The following is an 18,870-nucleotide window of genomic DNA, read 5'->3' as shown; positions in this document are numbered from 1 at the left end:
GCCTCCGCAGCAGGAGGATGATCGATGTTCCACAAGGCTAACGAGTTCGAATCCGTCGCGGCGGCTTCCTTGCCGTCCGGGGCTCCCTCGTCGGCCGGCAAGGCCCATTGGCCGGCACCGCTGCGCATCCTGCTCGGGTTGCTCTTCCTGGTCGCCTGGCTACCCATCACGCTGCTGTGCTGGGCCGGTTTAACGGCGATCATCGCGATGAAGATCGGCGTCGACGCCGCGGATCATGCGGGCGACACCATTCTCGGGCGCCGCCGCATTCGTTAGGGCCGGCGCAACTCCCGCCCGATCGGATAGACGCGGTATCGCGCGTCATAATAAGGCGATCGTTCGTAAAACCAGGCCAGCCGCGCCGCCGCATCGCCGGCAAAGACAGGATCGGCCTTCACCTTTGCGGCAAAGGCTGCCGCCAGCGCCGGATCGCGTGCCAGCATTGCATCCGCCATCGGCGCGACGACATAGGGCTCCATATATTCCGTCCGCTGCAGGATTTCCGGAAAGAAGCCCCAGGCTAGCAGCGATTCCGGGCTTTCCGGTTCCAGCATCGCGGCGGCCAGCTGCCCCAGCGGCTGGTCCGCCGGCACCCGCACCGACCCCGCGGGATACCGGTCCTGCACGCCCGCATGCACATAGCGGGCGGTCAGCGGGACATGCCCCTCATTGGCGTCGCCCAGCACCGGATCGACCAACCGCACCTGATCGACCGCCACCGTCCGCGCGGTGGCGATCGTCTCCATCGTCACGCCGTGCAACCGCAGCCGCGCGATCACCTCCGGCTTGGTCGCCGGTACCCACCATGCCAGCGGCAGGCGCGCGACGATCCGGGGCGCCTCGCCATAGATCGGCATCGCGATCCGGGTCGGTCGTCCGGTCCAGCGGATCACCGGCCCGCCCGCCGCCGCCGATCCGACCATGTCATGCGTGATCCCGTCGAACGCCCGGATACCGATCGGCCTGGTGGCGCGCTTCCAGTCGAGCACCTGCTCCCGCGGGCGCGCCGCCCGGTCCGCGGCGATCGCCGCCCGCACGCCGGCACCGTCGCGCGCCAGCAACCGCAGCGCCGCCTCGATCAGCACATAACTGCCCAGCACGCGCTGGCGATAGGGTTTCAGCGAATGGGTTTCGACCAGCACCGTCGGCAGGTGGCGCAGGTCGCCATAGCCGTCGGAAAAGCGCGCGGTGCTGGCGCTGTCCTCGATGCCCTTGTCGGGATCGGGGTCGATCGTGCTGATATATTGATAGGGCTTGTGCCCGTCGCGGATCAGCGCCGTCTCGATCGCAGGCCGAAACGCATGATCCAGCCAGCGCCCGATCGCCGGCGATTGCGCATAGCGCCCGCCAAATCCGTTGAAATCGGTCGTGATGTCATACTGATAATCGATGCCGTCTGTGACATGGATATCCAGGTACAGCGCCGGATCCCATGTCCGGATCAACCCGATCATGCCCTGCATCTCGGCCGTATCGGCTTTCAGATAGTCGCGGTTGAGGTTCAGGTTCTGCGCGTTCGTACGCCACCCCTGCCCGTTCGGTCCGCGCTGGTTGGGGCGGTTATGATCCCCGGCCCGCTCATGCCCGTCGACGTTGAAGATCGGCACGAACAGCAGGGTCGCGCCATCCAGCAGCGCCGCCTTCCCGCGCACCGCGATATCGCGGAGCAGCATGAGACCCGCATCCTTGCCGTCAATCTCGCCGGCATGGATCCCCGCCTGCACCAGCAGCACCGGCTTGCCCGCGCCCGGTTTCGACGCCACCACCGCATACAGGTCGCGCCCCTGCGGCGATCGTCCGAACGTCTCGATCTTCAGATAGGGCGATGCCTTGACCAGCCGGTCGATCCACGCCCGCGTCTCGGCATAGCTGGGCGTGGTCGCGAACCCGGACGCCTCCGACGGCGTGATCCATGGATCGGACGCCGGCACCACCAGCGCCTCGCTGGCGCCATGCCAGGGCTGCACCGGCGGCAACGGCGCCTGCGGGTATGTGGCGGCGAGAAGGAGGGAAAATATCATGGCGCTCGGGCTCTATCTAAACCCCTCCCCTTCAGGGCAGGGGTTGGGGTGGGGGCAACAGCGCCACATGTTCGACGGCGTGGCAATGGAGAAGCCACCACCACCCCAATCCCTCCTCCGAAGAGGAGGGACGATATTCAACTCACCCGCGCACCCGCCGCATTGACGCCCATCGATTGCAGATAGCGTTTCACCTGCCGCGCCGCCTGGCGGATGCGCTGTTCATTCTCGACCATCGCGATCCGGACGAAGCCTTCACCCTCTTCGCCATATCCGACACCCGGCGCCACCGCGACGCCGGCATGGGTCAGCAACTGCTTGGAAAATTCCAGACTGCCGAGATGCGCCAGCGCCGGCGGCAATGGGGCCCAGGCGAACATGCTGGCGCGCGGGCTGGGAATATCCCATCCGGCGCGGCCGAAACTCTGGACCAGTACGTCGCGCCGCCGCTTGTAGAGCTGCCGGTTCTGCTCGACGATATCCTGCGGTCCGTTGATCGCGGCCACCGCCGCCGCCTGGATCGGCGTGAACGCCCCATAATCCAGATAGCTTTTCACCCGCGTCAGCGCCGCGATCAGCGTCGGGTTGCCGACCGCGAACCCGATGCGCCATCCCGCCATGCTGTACGTCTTCGACAATGACGTGAACTCGACCGCGACGTCCTTGCCGCCCGGCACCTGCAGGATCGACGGGGTCGGCTGGTCGTCATAATAGAGTTCGGAATAGGCGAGGTCCGACAGCACCCAGATCCGATGCTCCTTCGCGAACGCCACCACCCGTTCGTAAAAAGCCAGGTCCACCACCTCCGCGGTCGGGTTGGAGGGATAGCCGATCACCATCACGCTCGGCTTCGGCACGGTGAACTTCACCGCCCGTTCCAGGGATTCGAAGAAGCGTTCGTCGGGCGTGGTCGGGATCGACCGGATCGTGGCGCCGGCAATGATGAAGCCGAACGTGTGGATCGGATAGGAGGGATTGGGCGCCAGCACCACGTCGCCCGGCGCGGTGATCGCCTGCGCCAGGTTGGCAAGCCCTTCCTTCGACCCCAGCGTCACCACCACTTCGCTGTCGGGATCGACATCGACACCGAACCGCCGCTGGTAATATCCGGCCTGCGCCTTGCGCAGTCCGGGAATGCCCTTCGATGCCGAATAGCCGTGCGACCCCGGATTGGCCGCCACTTCGGCCAGCTTGGCGATGACATGCGCCGGCGGCGGCAGGTCGGGATTGCCCATGCCCAGGTCGATCACGTCCTCCCCGCGCGCGCGCGCCGCTGCCCGCATCGCGTTGACTTCGCTGATGACATAGGGCGGCAACCGGCGGATGCGGTAGAAGTCGTCGTTCATCGGGTCCAGTCCTCGTAAAGGGCCTTGGGCTTGCCGGCCATCTGTCGCATGATCGCCGGTGACGTTCTTATAGGCCGGAACCGCGCGCCGCGACAGGCACGATGGACAGGATGGCCGGATGGACTGGAAGAGGATGACCGCCATGGCCGAAACACCCGAATCGAACGCGCCCGACCCCGCGGGGTCGATGCCGTCGCTGCAGGACATGCAATATTGGACCGGCATCCTCGGCAGCGCACAGCAGATGATGATGGAACATCTGTCGACGGTCGCCGCGACACCGGGCGCGAAACCGGTCCCCTCCTTCGCCATGCCCGACCCCGCGGTCTTCCTGAAGGCACAGGCCGATTTCTGGAGCGACAGCATGGCGCTGTGGCAGCGTTTTCTGACCCCGGCGGCCGATGCCGCGCCGCCGCCACCGCACCCGTCCGACCGCGATCGTCGCTTCGCCGCGCCGCAGTGGCGCGACAATCCGGTGTTCGACCTGATCCGTCAAAGCTATCTGATGGCGACCGACCATCTGCTGAAGGGTGTCGATCAGATGTCCGGGATCGACGATCGCCAGCGCGAAAAGCTGCGCTTCGCGACCGCCGCCTTCGCCGATGCGATGAGCCCGACCAACTTCCCGCTCACCAACCCGCTCGTGCTGGAAAAGACGATCGAAACCAAGGGCCAGAACCTGTTGAAGGGCCTGGAACATATGCTGGCCGACCTGAGCCGGGGACAGTTGACGCACACCGATCCGACCGCGTTCGAAATCGGCCGCAACATCGCTACTACGCCGGGAAAGGTGGTGAAGGAAACTCCGCTCTACCAGTTGATCCAATATACGCCGACCACCAGGAAGGTGCTCGCCAAGCCGCTCCTGATCTTTCCCCCCTGGATCAACCGCTTCTACATCCTCGATCTCAATCCGGAAAAAAGCTTCATCCGCTGGGCGGTGGAACAGGGGCTGACCGTCTTCGTCGTCTCCTGGAAATCCGCCGATGCGACCATGGTCGACATCAGCATGGACGATTATGTCCTGCGCGGTCAGATCGACGCGATCGACACCGTCCGCGACCTGCTGGGCCAGCCGTCGGTCCATGTCATCGGCTATTGCGTGGCCGGCACCGCGCTTGCCTGCACGCTCGCGCTGCTCGCCGAACGCGGTCAGGCCGACCGGGTCGCGTCCGCCACCTTCTTCACCGCGCAGGTCGATTTCGAACAGGCCGGCGATCTGAAGATGTTCATCGACGACGAACAGCTGAAAATGCTGGAACAGCTTTCGGCGGAAACCGGCTATCTCGACGGGCGCTATATGGCGCTGACGTTCAACCTGTTGCGCGGCCGCGACCTGATCTGGAACTATGTCGTCAACAATTACCTGCTGGGACAGGATTATCCGCCGTTCGATCTGCTCCACTGGAATGGCGACACCACCAATCTGCCGGGCAAATGGCATCAGGCGTACCTGACCGATCTGTACCGGGACAACAAGCTTGCGACCGGCACCTACAGGATCGACGGAACGCCGATCGACCTGTCCGTGGTCCGCACGCCCGCCTATATCCAGGCAGGCAAGGACGATCACATCGCACCGGTCGCCAGCGTCTATAAATTGACCCGGCATTTCTCCGGCCCGGTGCGGTTCGTGCTGGCGGGCTCCGGCCATATTGCAGGCGTGGTCAATCCGCCGGCCGCGCAGAAATATCAATATTGGGTCAACGAGGCCGGCGCCGACACGCTGGAGGCGTTTGTCGCCGACGCGATTGAAACCAAAGGCAGCTGGTGGCCGGACTGGTTCGCCTGGATCCTGACGCATGGCAGCGAAACCGTGTCCGCAACCCGCGCGCGCATCCCGGGCAAGGGCAGCCTGCCCGCGTTGGAGGACGCCCCGGGTCGCTATGTCCGCATGCGGTAGGCGCCTGGCATCACTCTGTCTCGGGTTATGCTGCACTGCACAAAATATGACTTGAAAATGTCGCGGGCTCCCGTTAGTTGTGCGCCGCACCATGAAAGAGGAGCGCATGATGGCAGTCCCGGTCAAGCCGCAGAGCAAGCGCAGCAGGCCCGCGTCCGTCATTCTGGCGAACCCCGATGCGGCGCATGAGCCGTTCGTGTCCGCGACTGCCACCTTTGCCGATGCGCTGCCGCTTCCGGCGGACACGGTGTCGCCACCGCTGATCGATGTCGCATCGGTCGTCGTGGCACCGACGCCGGCCGCCGATGTGCCGCAGCCCATCTCCGATTACCCCGAGCGGTCCGAGGAGACCGTCGCCGCTCATTCCGAAGCCACTGTCTCCGTTTTCTCGAAAGGACTGCCTCCGATGGCGACTGCATTCGACACGACCAAGGCCCACGACATGATGGGCGACATCAGCACCCGTGCAAAGGGCGCGATGGAAAAGAGCGTCAAGTTCGCCGAGGAAATGACCGAGTTCACCAAGGGCAATGTCGAGGCGATCGTCGCGTCCAGCCGCGTCGCGGTGAAGGGCATCGAGTCGATGGCGCAGGATGCCGCCGAAACCGCCAAGTCCGGTTTCGAACAGGCCCAGACCGCCATGAAGAGCTTCACGCAGGTCAAGTCCCCGACCGAACTGTTCCAGCTTCAGTCGGATTTCGCCAAGACCGCGTTCGACCAGATGGTCGCCAACGCCTCTAAGGCGTCGGAACAGGTCATGAAACTGATGGGCGACGTCGCACAGCCGCTGTCCAACCGTTATGCCCTGGCATCGGAGAAGGTGAAGTCGGCGACGCTCTGAGCGCCCGGCACCTCTCGATCCGGAACGGCCGCTTCCCGGGAACGGGGGGCGGCCGTTTGCGTAGGACATCATGGCTCTTGCCCTGTCCCGCCGCTTTCCCATATTCTTGGCATCCCGATCGATGAGTGCGCCCATGTTATCCAAGCCCGTCTCCCCTTCTGCCATGGCCGACCGCAAGGATGCCGATGGCGACGACGATACCGGCTCTGGCGTCGCCACCCGCACCCTGACCCGCACGAAGAAGCCGTCTCCGTACAAGGTGCTGATGCTCAACGACGATTATACCCCGATGGAGTTCGTCGTCCTGTGCCTGCAACGCTTCTTTCGCATGGGGATGGAGGATGCGACCCGGGTCATGCTGCACGTCCATCAGCGCGGCGTCGGCGTGTGTGGTGTCTTCAGCTACGAAGTCGCGGAAACCAAAGTGTCGCAGGTGATCGATTTCGCGCGCGAGAATCAGCATCCGCTGCAATGCACGCTGGAAAAGGCGTGATCCGCGCCTGACGATCCCGTGTTTCCGGCCAGCCGCCCGTCTCCCGGGGTGGCGAGTCTTGGCCTCCCTTTCAAAGCAGGTTAGGCGCTTTCGCCATGGACAGGATCATCATCCGCGGCGGTCACCGCCTTTCGGGCCGCGTGCCCATTTCGGGCGCCAAGAATGCGGCGCTGACGCTCATGCCCTGCGCGCTCCTGACCGACGAACCGCTGATGTTGCGCAATCTGCCGCGGCTGGCGGATGTCGACGGTTTCGGCCATCTGCTGAACGAACTCGGTGCCTCCACCCAGGTCGCCGGTGCGCGCGGCGCGGAAATCGGGCGAATCATGACGCTGCACGCGCAACGGATCGCCTCCACGGTCGCGCCCTATGACATCGTTCGCAAGATGCGCGCGTCGATCCTCGTGCTGGGCCCGCTGCTCGCCCGCTCCGGGGAAGCGACCGTGTCGCTGCCCGGCGGCTGCGCGATCGGCAACCGCCCGATCGATCTTCACCTGCGCGCGCTGGAGGCGCTTGGTGCGGAGATCGAGATTGCGGCCGGCTATGTGAAGGCAACCGCGCCCGATGGCGGGCTGCGCGGCGGGCAGTATCGCTTTCCGGTCGTCTCGGTCGGGGCGACCGAAAATGTCGTGATGGCGGCCGTGCTGGCGCGCGGCGAAAGCGTGATCGACAATGCCGCGCGTGAACCCGAAATCGCGGATCTCTGCCGCTGCCTGGTCGCGATGGGTGCGGCGATCGAAGGCATCGGCACGGAACGCCTCATCATCCACGGCCGCGACCGGCTGCACGGTGCCACGCATGAGGTGATGCCCGATCGTATCGAGGCCGGCTCCTACGCCTGCGCCGCCGCCATTACCGGCGGTGCGCTCGATCTGGTCGGTGCGCGCACTGCCGACATGGTCGCGATCCTCGACGGCCTGCGCGATGCTGGGGTTCATGTCACCGAGATCGCCGACGGCATCCGGGTCGAGGCACCCGATCGCCTGCGCGCGCTCACTCTGTCGACCGCGCCGTTCCCGGCGTTCCCCACCGACATGCAGGCGCAGTTCATGGCGATGCTGGCGCTGGCGGACGGCGCCAGCGTGCTGACCGAATCGATCTTCGAAAACCGCTACATGCATGTTCCCGAACTGGCGCGGATGGGGGCGGACGTCCTGGTGCAGGGCCGCACCGCGATCGTCCGCGGCGTCGCGGGGTTGACCGGGGCGGAGGTGATGGCCACCGACCTGCGCGCCTCGATGAGCCTTGTCCTGGCCGGCCTGGCCGCGACCGGCGAAACCCGCGTGCACCGCATCTATCATCTCGACCGCGGCTATGAACGGCTGGAGGAAAAGCTGGCGGCCGTCGGTGCCGAGATCGAACGCGCCGGCGGGGATTGATCCCGCCGACGGATCATGCCGGGTCGGACAGCCGCTTGCTCAGGAAAAAGCGTCGGCTGCCGACCGGATGATCGTCCAGCGTGCCGAATACCGAAAAACCCAGCTTTTCGTAAAACGCCCGCGCCTGGAACGCGAACGTGTCGAGCCAGATGCCGACGCAGCCGCGCGATCGGGCGATCCGCTCGGCTTCCCGCATCAACGCCGTTCCGATGTCCTGCCCGCGCAGGGTTTCGGGCACCGCGAGATATTCGACGAACATCCAGTCATAGGATGTCTTGCCCCATAGCCCGCCGATCGTCGCATCGCCGGCATCCCGCAACAGGATCGCGACCGGCGCCGTCCGGGCGTCGCCCGCCGCCGCGAGATTATAGGCCCGCAGCGGCGCCAGCACCGCGGCCTGGTCCTCGGGCGAAGGCTGGTCCGCGATCACCATCCGAACCGCGTCGCGTTCTGCGTTCATGTCATCCTACCCCGCCACCCGGTCCACCAGATGGATCAACACACCCACCAGCCCGCCGACCACGGTACCGTTGACGCGAATATATTGCAGGTCGCGTCCGACCGCGTTCTCCAGCCGCGCGGTGATGGTGCGCGCATCCCATCCGCGGATCGTCTCGGACACCAGCTTCACGATCTGGTCGCCATAGGTCGCGACCGCGCCCACGGCGGCGCGGCGCACGAAGCTGTTGATCGTCCGGCCGAGCCGTGGATCCTGTTGCAGGGTGCCGCCCAGCTGGCGCAGCATCTCGCCGAGCTTCCCGGCCAGCGCCGCCTCCGGGTCGCGCGCGGCACGCAGCAGCCCGGCGCGCGCACTCTCCCACAGTCCCGCGATCCACGCTGCGACCGCCGGATTGTCGAGCAGTTCGTCGCGAATTCGGTCGACCCGCGCCTGCATGGCGGGATCCCGCTGCAGATCCCAGGCCAGCTGCGCCAGCCCCTCCTCCGCCTTGATCCGCAACGGATGATCGGGATCGCTCGCCATGTCGTCCAGCAGTTTGTAGAGACCGTCGATCACCGCCTGACCGATCCGCTCGTCCAGTCCGGTCCAGCGCAGGATCGATCCCGATCGCTGGCTGACCATCGCCCGCACGGTTTCCTCGTTGCGCAGCAGCATGCGGCTGCCCCAACTGATCAGCGCGTCCAGCACCGGCATGTGGCGCTTGTTCTGCATCGCCGCGGCCAGCGCCTGCCCGATCAGCGGCGCCGCATTCAGCGCGCGCAGCCGGGCCGCGATCGCGCCCTTGGCCATTCCGCCCAGCCGGTCCTGGTCGAGCGACTCCAGGATGTTCGCCACCAGCCGCGATGCACCCGCGCGCATCCGCCCGCCTTCGCTGGGCGCCGACAGGAACCGCCCGGCCGCGCCGGCGACGTCCACGCGCCGCATCCGCCGCGCCACCACCCGCGGGGTCAGGAAATTGTCCTTCAGGAACGACGCCAACGTCGCGCCGATCCGATCCTTGTTGCGCGGGATGATCGCGGTATGCGGGATCGGCAGGCCCAGCGGATGCCGGAACAGCGCCGTCACCGCGAACCAGTCGGCCAGGCCGCCGACCATCGCCGCTTCCGCAAATGCGCGGACATAGCCCCAACCGGCGTGCTGCGGCTCCAGCCACCGCGTCAGCCCGTACAGCGCGGCCATCGACACCAGCAACCCGGTGGCGACGATCCGCATCGTGCGCGGGCCGCCCCTGATGGCTGTGGAAGCGGCGCGGGTGGACGGTGTCATTTCTATAGAATGACCACCGCCCGCGATGGTTCAATCCCCCACGTCGCGAACCATGGGTGCATCACTCCGCCGGCTGTACGGCTCCGATCGAACCGGCACCGCCACTCTGCACCTCTCCACCATTGGTGACGGTCCGCCGCAACCATGGTCCCACCCGGCGTTCGAACCCGTCGGCCAGGCTGAACCCCGCGGGTACGATCAGCAGCGTCAGCAGTGTCGACAGGATCAGCCCGCCGATCACCGTCACCGCCATCGGCTGGTTGAAGCTGCCGTCGCCACCGATCGACAACGCCACCGGCACCATGCCCGCGACCATCGCCACCGTGGTCATCACGATCGGCTGCGCGCGTTTGTGCCCCGCCTCCAGGATCGCGTTCCATTTGGGGACCCCGCGGTCCATCTCCTCGATCGCGAAATCGATCAGCAGGATGGAGTTCTTGGCGACGATGCCGAGCAGCAGCAGCAACCCGATATAGACCGGCAACGACACCGCCATACCCGCGATGTGCAGCGCGATGCCGCCCCCCAGCGGCGCCAGGATCAACGAACCCAGGTTCACGAACGGCGGCACCACCCGCTTGTACAGCAGGATCAGCACCGCCAGCACCAGCATCACGCCCGCGAGCACCGCGATCTGGAAGTTCACGATCATCTCGGCCTGCCACTTGCTGTCGCCGGATTCCACATAATCGACGCCGCGCGGCAGGCTCTTCATCTCCGGCAACGCCAGGATCTTCGCGCGTTCCTCCCCGCTGATGGCGCCCGGCGCCAGGTCGGCGCCGATCAGCAGACGCCGTGCCTGGTTGAAACGGCGGATCTGCGAAGGCCCTTCGCCGAATCCGACATCCGCCACCACCGACAGCGGCACCGAACCACCGCTGACGGTCGGCACCGGCAGGTTGCGGATCGTCGACAGGCTGCGGCGCGAGTCTTCGTCGATCGCGACCCGGATCGGGATCTGCCGATCGGACAGCGAGAATTTTGCGACATTCTGGTCGATGTCGCCCAGCGTCGCGATCCGGATCGTGGTCGACAATGCCTGCGTCGTCACGCCCAGATCGGCGGCCAGGTTGAAGCGCGGCTTGATCACGATTTCCGGCCGCGGCAGGTCACCCTCGGTCCGCGCCGCGCGGATGTTCGGCAACCGGCTCATCGCCGTCACCACTTTCTGCGCCGACGCCTCCAGCTTGCCGGGATCGTCGCTGGCCAGCATGATTGAAATGTCGCGCCCGGCACCGCCGCCGCCCTGCGACTGGAAATAGATTCGCGCGTCGGGGATCGCCTGCATCGCGGGCTGCAACTGCCGCTCGAACTCGGTGCTCGACCGCTTGCGATCTTCCTTCAGGTTGATGAAGATCCGCGCGGTGCCGACCTGGATGCTCGTATAGGCGGACTGCACTTCCGGTTGCGCCTCGATCACGCGCGCCGCGCGCATCGCCACCGCCTCGGTCTGCTGCAACGTCGCGCCGGGCACCAGCTGGATGCGAAGCTGGCTATAGTCGTTGTCGGACAGCGGCTGGAACGTATAGGGCAAGGTCGCAAAGGTGACGATCGTCAGCCCGAACGACGCCGCACCGATCGCCATCGTCCACCAACGATGCGCCAGCGTCCATTTCAAGACGCGCAGATAACGGTCCATGACCCAGCCGCCGGCATGTTCGCGCGGCGCATGCGGACGCAGGAAATAGGCGGCGATCATCGGCGTCACCAGCCGGGCGACGGCCAGACTGATCAACACCGCCACGACGACCGTGAATCCGAAATTCTTGAAGAACTGACCGGCGATGCCCGGCATCACGCTGACCGGGAAGAACACGGCCACGATCGAGAAGGTCGTCGCGACCACCGCCAGCCCGATCTCGTCGGCGGCATCGATCGATGCCTGCCAGACGGATTTGCCCATGCGAATGTGCCGGACGATGTTCTCGATCTCCACGATCGCATCGTCGACCAGCACGCCCGCCACCATGCTGAGCGCCAGCAGCGTCATGAAGTTGAGCGTGAAGCCCATCAGGTCCAGCGCCCAGAAGGTGGGGATGGCCGACATCGGGATGGCCAGCGCCGAAATCACCGTCGCGCGCCAGTCGCGCAGGAACAGGAACACCACCAGCACCGCCAGCACCGCCCCTTCGATCATGGCATGGATCGCGGCCTTGTAGGCGTTCTTGGTGTCGTTCACGCTGGTGTAGATCTGCCGGAACTGCATGCCCGGATTTTCCGTGCGCAGCTTGTCGATCACCTTTTGCGCTTCGTTATAGACGGTGACGTCGGAAAAGCCCTTCGCCTTGTAGAAGTCGAAACTGACCACCTGGCGCCCGTTCATCACCGCCAGCTTGCGCTGTTCGGCATAGCTGTCGCGCACCATCGCGATATCGGACAGCTTCACGGTACGGCCATTGCCGACCGAAATCTGCTTCTCGCCCAGGGCATAGGCGTCCTGCGCATTGCCCAGGATCCGGACGGATTGTTCCGCACCCGCAATCTCGGCCCGTCCGCCGGCGGCGTTCAGGTTGGTCGATCGCAATTGCGTGTTGACCTGGCTGGTGGTGATCCCCTGCGCCTGCATCTTGGCGGGGTTCAGGATCACGCGAATCTCGCGCGACACACCGCCACCGCGCTCGACCGACGCCATGCCCGGTATCGCCAGCAACCGCTTGGACACTTCATTGTCGACGAACCAGCTCAGCTGTTCCAGCGTCATGTCCGTGGCCGCCACGGAATAGGAGGCGATGGAATCCCCATCGACATCGATCCGCGTGACCTGCGGTTCGATGATGCCCTCCGGCAATTCGCTGCGGATCCGCGACACGGCTTCGCGGACGTCGGTCACCGCGCGATCGACCGGGGTGCCGATCGTGAACTGGACGAAGGTTGAGGAATTGCCTTCGGTTACGGTCGAATTGATCTCGTCGACGCCGTTGATCCCGCGGATCGCGGCCTCGATGCGCTGCGTGACCTGCGTTTCCATTTCGGTCGGCGCCGCGCCCGGCTGCGACACGCTGACCGTCGCCGCCGGAAAACTGATGTCCGGTTGCGCGTTCACGTCCATCCGCATGAACGAGATGATCCCCGCCAGCGTCAGCGCGGCGAACAGGACCAGTGCTGGCACCGGGTTGCGGATGGACCAGGCGGAGATATTGCGCATCGCGTTCGATCCTTCAGCGCGCGGTCGGCGCGGCGCGCGCCGCCGCAACCGATGGCGCCACGACGTCGCCGGGGTTCAGGAATGCACCGGCCGACACCACCACCCGCTCCGTTCCGTTCAGCCCGGACTGGATCGAAATGCCCTCATCCGAAACCTGGCCGACCTTGATCGGTCGCCGGACAACCTTGTTCGCGGCGTCGACAACATAGACGAAATTGCCCTGCGGATCGCTCAGCACCGCCGATTGGGGCAGCAAGGGCTGATCGATCGAACCGGTCGCGATCGTCGCGGTCGCAAACCCGCCCGGCCGCAATGCGGGGTCATAGGATAGCGCGATCCGCACCACCCCCTGCCGGGTGACCGGGTCGATGATCGGCGACAGCTGCCAGATACGGCCCGTAAAGCTGCGCGTGCCGCCCACCGGCACCACCTGCGCCGGACGTCCGATCGACAGCAGCGCCAGATCCTGTTCGGACAGGCGCGCCTGCATTTCCACCGCGCCATCGCGGGCGATCCGGAACAGCGCGCCGCCATTGCCGTTCACGATCTGGCCGGGTTCCACCGACCGCGTCAGCACCAGCCCCGCCGCCGGCGCGCGCACGTCCAGCCGCCCGATCAATGCCTGCGATTCGCTCAATTGCGCCCGCGCCACCGCTACCCGCGCATTGGCGGCGTCGCGCGTCGCGATCCGGCTGTCCAGATCGGCCTTGGACACGAACCCGCGTCCCACCAGCCCGCGGGCACGGTCCAGGTTGGACTGCGCCAATGCGGCGTCGGCCTGCGCCACCAGGATCGACGCGCGCAACTGGGCGGCCTGCTGCACCTGCACCGATCGGTCGATCACCGCCAGCGACTGCCCCGCTGACACCCACTGGCCCGGCTCCACCAGCACCGCGGTCACGCGCCCGCCCTCGCCCGCGACGCCGACCGGCATGTCGCGCCGCGCCGCCAGCACGCCGGTCGCGGTGATCGACGCGGTCGATGCGCTGCGGCCCGGCACCATCACCGTCACGCGCTGCGCCGCGCCCTTGCCCGCCGCGGCGGCGGCGGGCGCCGGCTTGGCGACGGCGTCCTTGCTCCCGCCGCGCATGAAGAACAGCGCGGTGCCGACCGCGATCAGCGCGATCAGCACGCCGACGACGATCCAGCGCCGGCTGCGCGGCCGGCCGCCCTCGACATCGGCGATCGCGAACGATCGGTCGGTGTTGGGGGATTGGATGTTCATCGGATGCTCTGCCTCGTTCCTGTGCGACCGATCGGATCGGTGCCTACTGTGTTATATGAGTATGACACCGGGCTCAAGCCCGACTCTCGGCAAGGCGACTAGCATATTCGAACCGCCTGCGGACGCCCCCCCGCGACGAAAGCGCGATGGCTTTCGACAAATAGGACATCCTTTTTCCAAGTTGATCCGACGTTCAGCCGCCATGCAGTGACCATGCGCCAGTCACGATGCATCGACAATTGGAGTAATCACCATGATCCACCGCCTTTTTCAGGTCCGGCAACCGTTCATCGGCGCGCTCGCGCTCGCTGTGCCGGGCGTGGCACTGGCGCAGGTGGCACCGGATCCGGTCGCGACGCTCACCGGCACCCGGCTCGATATCGTCGCCAATGGCGAGGTGACGCGCGTGCCCGACATCGCGACCGTCTCGGCCGGTGTGGTGACGCAGGCCCCGACGGCCGCGGCCGCCATGTCGGAAAATGCCACGCGCATGGCCGCGACGATCGCGGGGCTGCGCCGCGCGGGCGTGGCGGACCGCGATATCCAGACCGCGTCGATCAATCTCAGCCCGCAATATCGCTACGGGGAAAACGTGCCTCCGGTGCTGACCGGATATCAGGCATCGAATCAGGTCAGTGTCCGCTTCCGCGACGTGAAGCGTGCCGGCGCGATCCTCGACACGCTGGTTCAGGCGGGCGCGAACCAGATCAATGGCCCCGCCTTCTCGGTCGACAAACCCGCGGCGGCGCTGGACGAGGCACGGACCGCCGCGATCGCCAGCGCCCGTGCCCGGGCAGCGCTCTATGCGCGCGCGACCGGCCTGGCCGTCCGCCGGATCGTCGCGATCGTGGAGGAAGGCGAACAGGCCAGCCAGCCGCGACCGATGCTGATGGCGATGTCGCGTGCCAAGGAAATGGCGGACACCGCGGTCCAGGCGGGGGAACAGAGCCTTTCGGTGACCGTGCGCGTCACGTTCGAGCTGCAATAATCCCGCGCGGCCGGGCTCATCCCAGCACCAGCACCACGCGCAACCCCGGCGCATTGTCTTCCAGCCGCATCGTTCCCTCGTGCAACCGCGCCACCGCGGCTACCAGGGACAGGCCCAGCCCGGCACCACCCAGATGCCGGGCCGGATCCAGCCGGCCAAAGCGACGCAACGCCTCCTGCCGGTCCGCCGGCGCGATCCCGGTCCCGGCATCGGCGATGCTCAGCATCAGCCCGCCGGCCGGGGTCGCCGCCGCGGACAACGTCACCACACCGCCCGACGCGCCATATTTCAGGGCATTGTCGACCAGGTTCGCCAGCGCCTGGCCGATCAGTTCGCGGTGCAGCGGATGGTGCAGCATCGGCTCGACCGCGATCTCCAGTCGCTGGCCCTGCTCCTCCGCCAGCGGGCCGTACAGCTCCGCCAGGTCCTCGATCAGGGCCGCGACATCGGTATCGGCGCGCGCATCGCGCCCGATCCCCGCCTCGGCCCGGCTGATTTCCAGCGCGGTGGTCAGCATCCGCAACAGCGTCTCCGCCTCGATCGCCACGGTGTCGAGCGCGCCGAGGGCAACCGGGTCGCGCGTCGCCGCCACCGCGCGGTCCAGCGTCGCGCGCAACCGCGTCAGCGGGGATCGCAGGTCATGCGCCAGCCCGTCGGTCACCAGCCGCAATTCACCCACCAGCGCCTCGATCCGGTCCAGCATGGCGTTGACCCCCTGTGCCAGCGCCTCGAACGCATCCTCCGCGCCGGCCAGCGGCACGCGCTGCGTCAGGTCGCCCGCCGCCACCGCATGCACCGTCTCCGCGATCCGGCCGACACGGCGGTCCACCACCCGCGCCGCCACCACCGCGCCCAGCAAGGCGAGCGGGATCGCCAGCAACGCCGCGCCGACCATCGCGTCCTCGACAATGGCGGTCAGCGCAAGATCGTCCTCGATCACGTCGCCGGTCACCAGCCGGCTGCCGTCCGCCAGCGCGCGCGCCGTCGCCACCATCCGTTCGGGCCGATCCCCGCCGGTGCGATAGAGTTCGACGATCTGCGGCCCGGCCCGCGCGGTCAGCGCGGGGGGCAGCATGCCGAGATTGCCGGCCAGCGCCCGCCCCCCGGCATCGGTCAGCAGCATGACCGCATCGGTCCCCGGGTCTGCGGCCAGCCGTGCGGATATCGCCGCGGCCAGCCCGGCACGTCCGCCGCGGGCATAGGCGACGCGCATCGCAGTTCCCAGCGCCGCCGCGCGTCCCCGCGATTCCCGTAATGCCTCGCCCGCCGTCATCTGCTGCACCGTCAACAGGATCATCGCCGCCGACACCAGTTGCAGCAGGAACACCAACACGACGAACCCGAAGGTCGACGATCGCAGCAGCCCGCGCAGGCGCATCGGCCGCGCGCTCAGTTGGGCAGACCCAGCCGGTAGCCGGCACCGCGGACGGTGTGCAGCAGGATCGGCGTGAAACCCTCGTCGATCTTCTTGCGCAGCCGGCTGACATGCACGTCGATCACGTTCGTACCGGGGTCGAAATGGTAATCCCACACGCCTTCCAGCAACATGGTGCGGGTGACGACCTGCTCCTTGTGCCGCAACAGATATTCCAGCAGCCGGAATTCCCGCGGCTGCAGGTCGATCGCACGATCGTCGCGCCGCACCTTGCGCGCCAGCAGGTCCATTTCCAGGTTCGCGCAGACCAGCCTCGTCTCCACCGCCGGGGCCGTGGTGCCGCGCCGGATCAGCACGCGCACCCGCGCCAGCAATTCGGCGAAGGCGAACGGCTTGGCCAGATAATCATCCGCACCCGCGGTCAACCCGCCGACCCGGTCTTCCACCGCCGCGCGGGCGGACAGGACCAGGACCGGCGTCGTGATCTTGGCCGCACGGATCGCACCCAGCATCGACAATCCGTCCATCCCCGGCAACATCCGGTCGAGCACGATGGCCGCATAATCGCCGCCGATCGCATGGAACAGGCCATCGCGGCCATTATCGGCCTGATCGACGGTAAACCCTTCCTCGTTGAGACCCTTCACGATGTAGGCCGCGGTGGTCGCGTCATCCTCGACCACCAAGATCCTGTGCGCCATGCCCTGTTCCGTCTTTGCGTTCCCCGCGGACATCATAGGACGGGACCCGTATGAAAGCGACGTGCGCGATGGCGCAGTGGCGGCGGCATGGCGGCGGGGCATGGCGGCATGGACCTTCTCCTTGAAACAGGACGGATGTGCCAGTTCCCGGCTTCCCGCGACATGATCCGGGCATGACCGATTGTTCATGGCGGCGTCACCGGCCGGGTGGGCCGATGCGTGCAGACGTCGCGACATGACGGGACGATCGGGCATGGCTGCGCTGCAAGATACCGGCATGGGCACGGGCCGGACCGGTCGCGTGCCCGCCGCGTTGCGGACGCTCGCCATTGTCGCGGCCGGGCTGGCCGCGCTGCTGATCCGGCCCGATCACCGCCCCGCACCGACGCCTGCGGCGCGGATCACGGCCGCACCGGCGGATTGGGTCGATCCCACCTTCGGCCGGGTCATGCTATACCGCCCGGCCGGGCCACCGCGTGGGCTCGTCCTGTTCCTGTCGGGCGATGGCGGCTGGCGCGGCGTGGTCGATCGCATGGCGCGACAGCTTGCGGCGCATGGTGCGCTGGTCGCCGGGCTGTCGACCGGCCGCCTGCTCCGCCATGTCGAAGCCGAAGCCCGGCCGTGCGCGGCGCCCAGCTTTCCACTGCTCGGGATCGCGGCCGATATCGAACATCGCGCCGGCTTCCCCCGCTACCGGAAACCCCTGCTGGTCGGCTACTCCGCCGGCGCGACGCTGGCGTACGGCGTCGTCGCGCAGGCGCCGGGTGGCAGCTATGCCGGGGCGACATCGATCGCGTTCAGCCCCGATATCGCCGGTATCAAACCCTGGTGCCCCACTGCGGGCGTGACCGTCGCGCGGATCGGATCGCGGGGGTCGTTGTTCGCCCCGCGCCCGCTGTCGGTGCCCTGGACGGTGATCCAGGGAACCGCCGATGCGGTGGTCCGGTTCGGCGTCGCACAGCGCTTCGCGATCATGGCCCATGCCCGGCTGGTGGCTCTGCCCGGCGTCGGCCACGACTTCGCCGATGCCGCCCGCTGGTCGCGCCCGCTCACCCACGCCGTGCTGCCGCTGTTCCCGCCGCCCGCCAGTCCCGGCACCAGCCTGCCGGCCGATCTGCCGCTGACGCTCGTCACGGATCCCGCGGCGCCCGCGACGGACCGCATGGCGGTGCTATGGTCGGGCGACGGGGGCTGGGCCGGGCTCGACCGCGAAGTCGCGGCACGGCTGGCGCGCGCGGGGGTCCCGGTGGTCGGCGTCGACAGCCTCGCCTATTTCTGGACCGCACGCACGCCGCAGGGCACCGCGCGCGATCTGATGCGGATCATGGCGGGCTATAGCCGGCTCTGGCACCGCCCGCGCGTCCTGCTGATCGGCTACAGCTTCGGCGCCGATATCCTGCCGGAGGTCGTCGGCGCGCTGCACCCCGACTATCGCGCGCATGTCGCGCGGCTCGGGCTGATCGGCCTCGGCACCAGCGCCGATTTCCAGTTTCATCTCGGCGCGTGGCTGGACGTCGCCGGTCCGGCCGCGCGGCCGACCCTGCCGGCGATGGCGGCGCTGCGGGGGCGGGACATGGTCTGCCTGCGCGGTCGCGACGAAACCGACAGCGCGTGCCCGCTGCTGCCGCCCGGCCTCGCGCGTGCCATCGTCCTGCCCGGCGGCCATCATCTCGGCGGCGATGCCGACGCCATCGCGCGCGCCATCCTTTATGACGGAAGGACATGAT

At 67.2% G+C, this 18,870-nt stretch carries 15 protein-coding genes; 7 read left to right on the top strand and 8 right to left on the bottom strand.

What is annotated here, in order from left to right:
• Positions 1–24: 24 nt before the first annotated feature.
• On the top strand, positions 25–276 hold the full coding sequence (locus VF649_RS00150) for a hypothetical protein (RefSeq protein ID WP_331009922.1): 252 nt from the start codon (positions 25–27) through the stop codon (positions 274–276).
• Here VF649_RS00150 and VF649_RS00145 read toward each other — a convergent pair.
• Together VF649_RS00145 and VF649_RS00140 are read right to left on the bottom strand one after the other, a co-directional pair.
• Positions 273–2,021: a M14 family metallopeptidase gene (locus VF649_RS00145; protein ID WP_331009921.1), complete on the bottom strand. Its 1,749-nt coding sequence runs from the start codon at positions 2,019–2,021 to the stop codon at positions 273–275. The genes VF649_RS00150 and VF649_RS00145 overlap by 4 nt on opposite strands.
• Before the next feature lie 137 nt (positions 2,022–2,158).
• The gene (locus VF649_RS00140; RefSeq protein ID WP_331009920.1) at positions 2,159–3,367 is read right to left on the bottom strand and encodes an LL-diaminopimelate aminotransferase; all 1,209 of its coding nucleotides are present in this window, start codon (positions 3,365–3,367) and stop codon (positions 2,159–2,161) included.
• 133 nt (positions 3,368–3,500) lie between these two features.
• Between VF649_RS00140 and VF649_RS00135 the strand changes: the two genes are divergently transcribed.
• The 4 genes from VF649_RS00135 (at position 3,501) to murA (ending at position 7,983) form a co-directional block, all read left to right on the top strand.
• Positions 3,501–5,270, top strand: a complete 1,770-nt coding sequence (locus VF649_RS00135; protein WP_414713616.1) for a PHA/PHB synthase family protein — start codon at positions 3,501–3,503, stop codon at positions 5,268–5,270.
• Between the two features lie 109 nt (positions 5,271–5,379).
• The gene (locus VF649_RS00130; RefSeq protein WP_331009918.1) at positions 5,380–6,111 is read left to right on the top strand and encodes a phasin family protein; all 732 of its coding nucleotides are present in this window, start codon (positions 5,380–5,382) and stop codon (positions 6,109–6,111) included.
• Positions 6,112–6,274: 163 nt separating this feature from the next.
• Positions 6,275–6,604: an ATP-dependent Clp protease adapter ClpS gene (gene clpS, locus VF649_RS00125; protein WP_331009970.1), complete on the top strand. Its 330-nt coding sequence runs from the start codon at positions 6,275–6,277 to the stop codon at positions 6,602–6,604.
• Positions 6,605–6,699: 95 nt separating this feature from the next.
• A complete protein-coding gene (murA, locus tag VF649_RS00120; protein WP_331009917.1) occupies positions 6,700–7,983 on the top strand; it encodes a UDP-N-acetylglucosamine 1-carboxyvinyltransferase in 1,284 nt (427 codons plus the stop codon).
• Positions 7,984–7,996: 13 nt separating this feature from the next.
• On the opposite strand, the gene VF649_RS00115 is transcribed toward murA, so the two are convergent.
• The 4 genes from VF649_RS00115 to VF649_RS00100 form a co-directional block, all read right to left on the bottom strand.
• Positions 7,997–8,443: a GNAT family N-acetyltransferase gene (locus VF649_RS00115; RefSeq protein WP_331009916.1), complete on the bottom strand. Its 447-nt coding sequence runs from the start codon at positions 8,441–8,443 to the stop codon at positions 7,997–7,999.
• 6 nt (positions 8,444–8,449) lie between these two features.
• Positions 8,450–9,655, bottom strand: a complete 1,206-nt coding sequence (locus tag VF649_RS00110; RefSeq protein ID WP_331009915.1) for a DUF445 domain-containing protein — start codon at positions 9,653–9,655, stop codon at positions 8,450–8,452.
• 115 nt (positions 9,656–9,770) lie between these two features.
• Positions 9,771–12,854, bottom strand: coding sequence for an efflux RND transporter permease subunit (locus VF649_RS00105; RefSeq protein WP_331009914.1), 3,084 nt, complete (start codon positions 12,852–12,854; stop codon positions 9,771–9,773).
• A 13-nt stretch (positions 12,855–12,867) separates the two neighbouring features.
• The gene (locus VF649_RS00100) at positions 12,868–14,079 is read right to left on the bottom strand and encodes an efflux RND transporter periplasmic adaptor subunit (RefSeq protein WP_331009913.1); all 1,212 of its coding nucleotides are present in this window, start codon (positions 14,077–14,079) and stop codon (positions 12,868–12,870) included.
• Positions 14,080–14,332: 253 nt separating this feature from the next.
• Between VF649_RS00100 and VF649_RS00095 the strand changes: the two genes are divergently transcribed.
• Positions 14,333–15,067 carry an SIMPL domain-containing protein gene (locus VF649_RS00095; protein WP_331009912.1) on the top strand — a complete coding sequence of 245 codons (735 nt, stop codon included), beginning with the start codon at positions 14,333–14,335 and terminating at the stop codon, positions 15,065–15,067.
• 16 nt (positions 15,068–15,083) lie between these two features.
• Here the strand turns inward: VF649_RS00095 and VF649_RS00090 are convergent, their stop codons facing one another.
• On the bottom strand, positions 15,084–16,445 hold the full coding sequence (locus VF649_RS00090) for a sensor histidine kinase (protein ID WP_331009911.1): 1,362 nt from the start codon (positions 16,443–16,445) through the stop codon (positions 15,084–15,086).
• Between the two features lie 11 nt (positions 16,446–16,456).
• Entirely contained in the window at positions 16,457–17,143 is a 687-nt protein-coding gene (locus VF649_RS00085; RefSeq protein ID WP_331009910.1) for a response regulator transcription factor, read from the bottom strand.
• Positions 17,144–17,396: 253 nt separating this feature from the next.
• On the opposite strand from VF649_RS00085, the gene VF649_RS00080 reads away from it, so the two are divergent.
• A complete protein-coding gene (locus VF649_RS00080; RefSeq protein ID WP_331009909.1) occupies positions 17,397–18,869 on the top strand; it encodes an AcvB/VirJ family lysyl-phosphatidylglycerol hydrolase in 1,473 nt (490 codons plus the stop codon).
• Position 18,870: the final 1 nt, after the last annotated feature.

Source organism: Sphingomonas sp., assembly GCF_036387535.1.
Taxonomy (GTDB): Bacteria; Pseudomonadota; Alphaproteobacteria; order Sphingomonadales; family Sphingomonadaceae; genus Sphingomonas_R.
This window is presented reverse-complemented; position numbering and strand designations above follow the sequence as displayed.

Coding starts and splice junctions, on each gene's coding strand:
- VF649_RS00150 (WP_331009922.1), top strand. CDS start 25: ATGTTCCACAAGGCTAACGAGTTCGAATCCGTCGCGGCGGCTTCCTTG.
- VF649_RS00145 (WP_331009921.1), bottom strand. CDS start 2,021: ATGATATTTTCCCTCCTTCTCGCCGCCACATACCCGCAGGCGCCGTTG.
- VF649_RS00140 (WP_331009920.1), bottom strand. CDS start 3,367: ATGAACGACGACTTCTACCGCATCCGCCGGTTGCCGCCCTATGTCATC.
- VF649_RS00135 (WP_414713616.1), top strand. CDS start 3,501: ATGACCGCCATGGCCGAAACACCCGAATCGAACGCGCCCGACCCCGCG.
- VF649_RS00130 (WP_331009918.1), top strand. CDS start 5,380: ATGGCAGTCCCGGTCAAGCCGCAGAGCAAGCGCAGCAGGCCCGCGTCC.
- clpS (WP_331009970.1), top strand. CDS start 6,275: ATGGCCGACCGCAAGGATGCCGATGGCGACGACGATACCGGCTCTGGC.
- murA (WP_331009917.1), top strand. CDS start 6,700: ATGGACAGGATCATCATCCGCGGCGGTCACCGCCTTTCGGGCCGCGTG.
- VF649_RS00115 (WP_331009916.1), bottom strand. CDS start 8,443: ATGAACGCAGAACGCGACGCGGTTCGGATGGTGATCGCGGACCAGCCT.
- VF649_RS00110 (WP_331009915.1), bottom strand. CDS start 9,655: ATGCGGATCGTCGCCACCGGGTTGCTGGTGTCGATGGCCGCGCTGTAC.
- VF649_RS00105 (WP_331009914.1), bottom strand. CDS start 12,854: ATGCGCAATATCTCCGCCTGGTCCATCCGCAACCCGGTGCCAGCACTG.
- VF649_RS00100 (WP_331009913.1), bottom strand. CDS start 14,079: ATGAACATCCAATCCCCCAACACCGACCGATCGTTCGCGATCGCCGAT.
- VF649_RS00095 (WP_331009912.1), top strand. CDS start 14,333: ATGATCCACCGCCTTTTTCAGGTCCGGCAACCGTTCATCGGCGCGCTC.
- VF649_RS00090 (WP_331009911.1), bottom strand. CDS start 16,445: ATGCGCCTGCGCGGGCTGCTGCGATCGTCGACCTTCGGGTTCGTCGTG.
- VF649_RS00085 (WP_331009910.1), bottom strand. CDS start 17,143: ATGGCGCACAGGATCTTGGTGGTCGAGGATGACGCGACCACCGCGGCC.
- VF649_RS00080 (WP_331009909.1), top strand. CDS start 17,397: ATGGCTGCGCTGCAAGATACCGGCATGGGCACGGGCCGGACCGGTCGC.